Source organism: Alteromonas sp. 14N.309.X.WAT.G.H12 (assembly GCF_036697315.1).
In the GTDB taxonomy this organism is placed as follows: Bacteria; Pseudomonadota; Gammaproteobacteria; order Enterobacterales; family Alteromonadaceae; genus Alteromonas.
Genome location: NZ_JBAHZB010000001.1, coordinates 324,715 through 333,189 on the forward strand (window position 1 = coordinate 324,715; position 8,475 = coordinate 333,189).

Genomic DNA, 8,475 nt, shown 5'->3' on the forward strand with positions numbered 1-8,475 from the left:
CGTTATGGTTTTTCTAAACTGGCAAGTATGGGGGAGTCCGGGGAGACCATAGTCGAGGAACGTAAAAAAAATGGTAATTATCTTAGCGTGTATGATTTCCTCCAAAGGCTGTCTAGCTATGATGTAAAACCGTCCTCGTCAGCTTTCACCTCATTGGCTGTGTCGGGAGGTTTTGACTCGTTCATACCAAAACGGATCCAGGGTGATCCCAAGACAAATGGGCGGGATTTCAACATATGGTTAAGAGAACGGATTGTGAAAAGCAAAACCTTCAAGGAGGTAGAGGAGATTTCCCTATTACATCATTTGTATGACAGCATGTCATTGTTGGAATTTACCGCTTACCTGACCGCCATTTCTGGGATTAATTACACTAAAAAAATTCAATTCAAGCCATCATCGACATTTGCGGTGATCTTGAAAGACTATTTCAATCAAACCGTGAAGTCATTGCTGCTTTTGCCCTGCAATACAACCGAGTGCGAGAGCCGGCATCGTTTGTCGCCTTACTTTACAAATAAGGCGGCGGATGATTTTAAAACTCAACTTGAAATGTTGAGTCATGAGGTCTGCTGGTTCGCGCCTCGTTTAACTGAAGTACCGACGTCACCACCAAGCCCATTGTGCGGAAATGTAAAATTCGAACGTCAGATAGACGGGTTAACCATGGTTAAGCCCGGCCTAATGGATGATGCCTCTTTGAAGAGGAATCTTGAGGAGATACATGAAGGGTTAGGTGAGGTATTTAATAACATCATTTTTTCGAGTTGGTCAGCCACACTAAATTTAAGCTATAGGAAACTTTCTGAATTTGGTGATCAGCCGATTGCGGCATCAATAAATCGAATTCAATCGGTTGTCGCTCATCATCAAGAAATAAAAGTGACCGCGGGGCTATTGCAAAAGCTGAACAAAACACCGTTTGAGCGCCATTTTATTTACATTCTCGATGGTATTTTAAAACAAAGGGAGTTTCAGCTTGAAAAGCAATGGTGGAATCACCTTGTTGGCGAACTGAATAAATCGGTCGCAGATACCCTTAACCGAGAACGGGATGCCTGCGGTTTTTACCTAACCTCCACACCAATAAAAGTATTAAATATTGCACAGCGTGTGGAACGAGAGCCGCCAGGTCAATTGATAGATGGGTGCCCTGTTAAAGTTGGAATGATAGATGGGAGTCATGATGGTCAAAGCGTCACAACCTACGGCGTAATGCGGAATGTGGTTGTTAAGACCGTGAGCGACGAAAACAGTCATAGTTTTGGTGAAAAAATGGTGTTTTTCGACCTTGAGGACGGAGCTGACAGTTTGCCTTGTATTATTTTTGGCAACGCGCCAACAAAAGCAATGCATGAAAAAGTGGTCAAGGACGGCGTTGTTGCAATGGTCTGTGGAAAGGTAAAGATGAAGGATATGGGGCTTTCTATGAGTCCCAAGGTGATAAAAAGGTACCATCCCGTTGAAGATGACAAACTGCACAAAGTCCCTAGAAATTATTAATATTTTTGTTATTCACTGACATCAAATAAGCTAGGGTAACGCATCATGTTTTTGGTGAATAAAAATATTAATATGATATTATTGATTCACCAGACATTGGAAGTCTATTTGTTTTGAAAAGGAGTTTACCGTGAAGAAGAATCACGTTGCGACAGTGTTCATGCTTTCCTCGATATTTTTTTCGCAATACAGTCTCGCGCAAGATCCTCAAACGGAGCTTGTGAATCCTATGAGTATTGCTATGCAAAAGGACGTATCTTCGCTTATGGTAGAGCGAATTTTCCAAGAGCCAGAGGAAGAAGAGCGATTTCGAGGTTTAGATGGGTTGATAAAAACCTACGGGCCTTGGATTACGCTTGAGAGTAACGGTGAAGCCCACAGAATGTATCTTACGTCCTACCTCTTGCAGACAGGCAGAGACGAAGCTGCAGCTTGGCTCGTGCGTACAGGTGCGGTTAAGCCGTGGATGGTTTACCGTTTTGATAATGGTGTTGCGAATGACTTTGTCTTTGCTGTCAGCACGGGAAGCCTGAAGTTCTTAGCAGCGACATTTGAAGTCGCGCCCAATGGATTAAACACCCCCTTGATTGTCACACCCGATGGGCAGCGCGTTCTTCCTCTGGCAATCATCGCATCAAAAAGTAGCGATGACCAAAGTGTATATGAAAACATCATCTTCATGATGCTAAAAGCCGGGGCGGACCCTCACAAAAAGATGGCGAGCGGCCTTTCCCCTATGATTGTTGCTAGTGGTAGCAATAACTCACAGTTTATCCAGATTACGCAAAGTTTCTTGGATGGGCAGTTAAGTACGCCAAAGGGGATATTTAACAATACCACTTTATCCTCGGAAGAATTGTTGGAAATGCAAGCCATCGCAGACGCGTGGATTGAGAAGGATGTAGAGGAAAGAAAAACATACCAATACGACAAGCTATTTAATCTGTGGATACAGATGATCATGAAGGGCTATAACATCCCAGCGGATTTAATGTATGAAGAGCTCAAGAGCCGGGAAACGTTCGATATTAACGCGAAGAGTTTAGGCGGTGTTAGCCCCCTAATGGCTGTAGCGCTATCGTCCCCATATGGAGGGAATGTTGAGTACGGGAAAAGACTCGTAGAACGTGGCGCAGATCCGCAGCAGTTGGTTGCCATCAAGATGAATCAAGACACAATTAACGTCAATCTAATTCAGCTTGCTCTAAGAAATGATAACTACAAAGTTATCGCGCTCTTGATCGTAAACGGGGTTGATTTTACAACCTTGCCGGACAACCCCGGCGCGCTTATTTTAGCTCAAGCCATTGAGCAAAAGGCTTATAAGTCTGCTTCTGTTATCAAAGAGGCACTAAAAGATTATATAGACCGAAGCAACCTGGTTGATGCGGAGTAGTTGATATGGCTCGCAGCTCCTCGAACAAAATATACCTAGAAAAAGTATTTCATAACGCGCGACGTTGCTTGAAAGAAGCTCGCCAAGCGATGCACCCCTCTGCAAGTAAGGTGATAAAGCTAACAAACCCGTATTCCAACAGGCGAGAAGAAGAAGAGGTCATGGATATTGAGTATGCAGTGAGGTGGTGTGTTTCGTTTCATGTCCCTAACTGGTCTCAAAGTACATGGAGGATGATGCGTTCGGCCTATAACATGATGCTGCTAGCCCTGGAAAACAGAAAGAAAATATCTCCCACCACAAGGGCTGAACTCTCCGAGTTAATGGCTAACACGAAAGGGATGAGCCGGAAAGAACGGGGCGCGAATAAAAAGACAAGTGCACGAAGAAAAAAAGTAGTTACACCCAACGATATAAAAAAAATAGAAGATTATTTGAAACTAAGAAAGCATCGCTGGGGCCGCCCCTTGGTTACTTGGTTATGGGCTGCGGTAGGTAGTGGTTTAAGGCCTAACGAGTGGCAAACGGCAAAACTTGAAGAAAGAAGTGATGGGCGTCTCGTACTGATCTCTGAAAATTTTAAGTATAGCGAAACGCGGTCGTATGGGCCCCTTCGAGAGATCGATATTGCGGACATACCAACACCGATCCAGTTGCATATAAAGGCGCATCTTAAAAATGTAGAGGAGGCTCAGGGAGGCTTTATTCATTTTTACAAAGGATGTTCGGCCTTGTTGCTTTTGCTTAATAAAAAGTTGTGGCCCCGGAGAAAAGCGAACATCAATTTGTATACCGGCCGGCATCAGTTTTCAGCCAATGCTAAGGCGGACCCGGACGTCAGTGATGTAGAACGTGCGGCCATGATGGGGCATAAGACAACAAAGACATCGAGTGAGAGGTACGGACTCGGACGTTCAGGGAATAAGGGGTTAACACCGAAAGTTGCGGACCCCTCTGTACTGGATAATATCAAAGAGGTGGTGATAAGAAAATCACCACAACAATCCCCTAATGCCATTAAGGTAACCAAGGGTTAGATTTTACGGGTAAACCGTTAAATATATAGGACTAATGGGAGCGGTAAAGTGACAGGGATGACACTAAGACTCAATATTAGCGTTTTGCTGACGTTGTTGACGTTGTTGATGTTATGGGGAAGCAACGCTAATGCGGCCCGTAAGGAGGAAGAATTGAAGCCTCCTAGGTATTACACTGAGCGCGCCAAAACCTTGCTGGATGGTCTCGTCGCAAAGGATTTAATCGATAAAGTTGTTCCACTATCTGATAGTGAGCTTCAAGATTACAAAGAGGAATTGCGACTCGAAGACCGTTTTAAATACGACCCTGACCCTGGCCTAATTGAAGACAGTCGGAATATTTCTATAAATCCTAGAAGTCAGCGCATGGTCGAAATAAAATTGGGGCACACGTTCAACACCACGATTACCTTTACCGATGCGATGGGTAATCCTTGGAGCTATGAACTACTATCTGACATATCAAACAAGGACGTTGTTTCTGCCAAAAAAGCAATGGACCACATTTTGACAGTGCGTCCGCAAAAGCTTGCCGGTAAAACTAATATTCCAATCATGCTCGCAGGGCAAACCACGCCGCTAACGTTGATTTTTGATATTAGTAATGAAGAAGTTTACATGAATGTCAACATTCAGGTTGAAGGCGTTGGTGATTCAATTAAATCACAACAACGAAAAGCAACATCCTCCTATCGTAGAGGAGATTATGTAGAGCCCAAACTAACCACCGATCCCGTCAAAGAAAAAATGTTGTTGTTTTTGAATCCGGAAGGGTATCAACAACGTCAGTTGGTTGACGAATATGGTAATGAAGTTGATTACCGCGATTATGTGGCATGGACGAACGACGACAAGCTATACATAATTACCCCGCACGATGCGTTTCATCCCCAGCCAATAGATATCACGAGTTCGCCAGATGGGCAGCATCTTCTTTTCGAATACGATCTGGTCCCTGTTGTTACCATGGAACAAGGTAATAAAACCGTGATGTTGTACGTTAAATAAAAGATAAGGAAATCTTAGGATGTTGGAAAACAAGAAAAAAACCATTTTCACGCCCATGGTAAAAAGAGCCCTTATGGTGTCTGTCGCGGTGCTCGTTGTCGTGGTGTTCTTATATGTGCTTGTTCAAAGAAATACACACAGTACGGTCAGCCGTGCTGACAACGGTGAGCAGAGAGCCGGAGCGACGCAAGTAAAAGGGACGGCCTTTAATGGCGTCGATATCAACACGGATGACCCAGCGGCCCTTCGTGCCTATTGTGAAGACATTATGGCCTCCGCTGAAGTTTCTGGGGATAAGATACGAGACTTGTGTGTTCTTAATGATATTGTGAGAAAGCATATCCCAGAACTTTCGTCGGAAGAAATACAGGATCTTGCTAAGAACCATCCTAGCTGCCTACAAACTGGTTATGATACTGATGGATTCAATTGTTTTACTGGATTCAATGAAGACAACTGCTCTCGCGAGGGCTTGGATCCGGACGGTAATGTTTGCGACGTTTCCTTAGCCAAGGAAATAATTGATCCCACAGAAACCATGCTTACGGGCGATGTTTGTAGCATTGTTAGCGGATGCCAAGCGGAATCCGAATTTGATGAGAACGGAATGAATCGCTTCGGTTGTAATCGTGAGGGCCGTCGTGAAGATGGAAGCATTTGTCCTGCGGAATACATAACGCGCCTTTATGGTGATGACAATCGAGACCAGCTTGGTTTCAACCCCGCAGGATTCAATGAGAACGGTTGCGACATTCAAGGTTTGCGACAAGATGGCACTCGTTGCCCGATAGAGCAGGTTACCCGCGTATACAACCGAGACAACCGAGACCAGTGGGGATTCGACCCCGAGGGCTTTAACGAAGCCGGGTGCAATCTTGAAGGTTTAGATCGTGACGGGAATGCGTGTTCTACCGAAGATATCACTCGTGTTTTTGACCCCAAAACGGGTCTTGACCAGTTTGGGATGAATCCAGACGGGTTTAATGAGAATGGATGCTCATTAGAAGGGTTTAACAAAGAGGGCATGCTATGTCCTCTCAGTGATATTACTCGCATCAAAGGAAAGGACGGTAAGGATCAATTCGGTTTATACAAAAATGGGCGTAATGATGCAGGTTGTGATTTACACGGCCTTAAGCCGGATGGCAGTGCGTGCGCGTTGTTAGATGCTCCTAGACTTTTCTCGCCCAAAACGGGTAAGGACCAATTTGGTTTCTACAAAAACAACAAAAATGAAGCCGGTTGCGATGATAAGGGCATGCGTTTAGATGGTTCTTTGTGTCCCGCTTCTAGTAGCTCGAAGATTGTCGGTAAAGACGGTCTTGACGCTTTTGGAATTACTCTGGATGGCTATGCAAAAAACGGTTGTAATACAGCCGGATTTAGACGGAACGGAAAGCGTTGCGAACTCGACGATATCCCTCGTGTTTTCGATCCAGAAACGGGGCTTGACCAATTCGGTTTGGACGAAGAAGGCTTTGACCCAAAAACAGGCTGCAACCTGGACGGATTTAACCATAAAGGATTGCGCTGCGAACTCGACGACATTCCTCGTATTTTCGACCCAGAAACGGGGCTTGACCAATTCGGTTTTTTGCTCGACGGATACAACCAAGCAGGCTGTGACATTAACGGATTGAATGCAATGGGAGAGGCGTGTTCGTCGAGTGATATCACCCGCGTCTATGATCCAGAAACGGGGCTTGACCAATTCGGGCTTGATAAAGATGGGTTTCATTCAGAAACAGGTTGTAACCTAGAAGGCTACAACCGTGACGGAAACCGCTGCCGGTTTGAAGATATCCCTAAAGTCGTGGGAAAAGATGGGGTCAACCAGTTGGGGTTAAATGCAGACGGAAGAAACGCCGCTGGCTGCGACCTAAACGGCATGAAACCAGACGGTACTCCGTGTACCGCAGAGGAAAGAACAAAGCTTTATGGCAGTGATGGCATGAGCCAGTACCACAAGGACAGTAATGGGTTCACCCGGCTCGGCATCAACGACATGCAATATAACAAGTTTAATTGTAATTTGGATGGCAAGATGCCGAACGGTGAATTGTGCGATATTGACAAAATCACCCGCGTCTATGATCCAGAAACGGGGCTTGACCAATTCGGGCTTGATGAAGATGGATTCAATGAATATGGTTGCTCTTTGACGGGTGAGAACCGTGATGGTGAAGCTTGTCCGCCGGAAAACATCCCGCGTATATTTTCTTCTGACATGAAAGACCAATTCGGCACACCTATCGAAAAACTGCCCGATGAGCGCTGGGAACAAGAGAAAGCTAAGAAAGAGGGGCTGACTCCCTTGCTCGACGAAAATGGGAAGCCGGTGTTTATCAACGGTAAGCCCGCCATGGTCGATAAAAATGGTAATGTGCGTGATATGAACGGCGTCGCTTTCCGTGATGAGTACGGAGGACAGATTCGCGTCGATGGCAAAGGGCATGTCGTCGATAGTCAGGGTGAGACTATGCCATTGGGATTCTTGACAGACGCGAATGGCGACCCCGTTGTCGGACTTGTTAAACCGGCACCAAATGGTAACGCGAACGCTGAGCGCCTAGTCGACAGTGAAGGAAATGGCGTTTCTGTCTTTGGGCAAGAAGGGTTTATTGACGAGAACGGGAATGTTACGGATAAAAACGGAAACTATATCCTTGGTAAAGATGGAAACCCTCTTCATTTGGACGAGAACGGGAATATTGTTGATTCGAAAGGTAATAAGATTGACGCCGCCGCGATTACTAACGCGAATGGTGACCCTGTTGAGGGTCCTCTATCAACGAAGCTTGTGGCAGAAATTCCAAAACTGAAGAGTATCACTGACGGCGACGGAGAACCTATTACCATAGATGGAAAAGCGGCTTTTGTAGATGCGAACGGTAATGTGGTAGACGCGCAAGGAAACCCATTTACAGACAAAAACGGAAATCCCCTTCGAGTAAATGAGAAAGGGGAGGTGGTTGACGGTGATGGTGATGCGATTTCAGATGAGCGGTTAAGTACAGTATCTGGAAAACCGGTAAAGAAACCGTTAAAGGTGGAAAGTGAAATAAAACAACGTCAGTTGATGTCGGCTGACGGTGAACCGGTTACGGTGGACGGAAAACTGGCGTATGTAGACAGCAAGGGGAACATACGTGATGCGAACGGCAATATCATGGTGGGTAAGGACGGTAACCCACTCTCTCTGGATAAATACGGCAGAATTACTGATGCCGCCGGGGTCCCGATTAGCGCTAGTCGAGTTAAAACAATTAGCGGAAAAAACGTGAATCGGCCTATTACAGTGCGGCCTGACGACACAGTAAAAAAAGTCGCGCCGCTTACCAATGAGAAGGGTGAGGTGGCTTACTTTAAGGGCAAGGCTGTTACTGTCGATGCGAATGGCCAGCTCAGGGACATGAACAATAACCCTATATTAGGGCCAGATGGTGAACCACTTTTTTTAAATAAAAAAGGGCAGGTAGTAAATGCGTCAGGGAAAGTTGTCCCGCCTGAGTTTTTCACTGATGTAAAAGG

Annotated in this window: 5 protein-coding genes; all 5 read left to right on the plus strand. The window is 45.5% G+C overall.

The features are described from left to right. Window positions 1-1,503 (plus strand): hypothetical protein (locus V5298_RS01400; protein WP_332929672.1); only part of this gene is annotated, 1,503 nt, incomplete at its 5' end. Between the two features lie 130 nt (window positions 1,504-1,633). After that, window positions 1,634-2,899: a hypothetical protein gene (locus tag V5298_RS01405; RefSeq protein WP_332929673.1), complete on the plus strand. Its 1,266-nt coding sequence runs from the start codon at window positions 1,634-1,636 to the stop codon at window positions 2,897-2,899. 5 nt (window positions 2,900-2,904) lie between these two features. Beyond that, complete coding sequence (locus V5298_RS01410; protein ID WP_332929674.1) at window positions 2,905-3,936, plus strand: hypothetical protein; 1,032 nt, start codon at window positions 2,905-2,907, stop codon at window positions 3,934-3,936. Window positions 3,937-3,993: 57 nt separating this feature from the next. Then, entirely contained in the window at window positions 3,994-4,944 is a 951-nt protein-coding gene (locus tag V5298_RS01415; protein WP_332929675.1) for a DotH/IcmK family type IV secretion protein, read from the plus strand. 19 nt (window positions 4,945-4,963) lie between these two features. Continuing rightward, a partial coding sequence (locus tag V5298_RS01420) for a DUF3659 domain-containing protein (protein ID WP_332929676.1) occupies window positions 4,964-8,475 on the plus strand: 3,512 nt, incomplete at its 3' end.

Coding starts and splice junctions, on each gene's coding strand:
- V5298_RS01415 (WP_332929675.1), top strand. CDS start 3,994: ATGACACTAAGACTCAATATTAGCGTTTTGCTGACGTTGTTGACGTTG.
- V5298_RS01410 (WP_332929674.1), top strand. CDS start 2,905: ATGGCTCGCAGCTCCTCGAACAAAATATACCTAGAAAAAGTATTTCAT.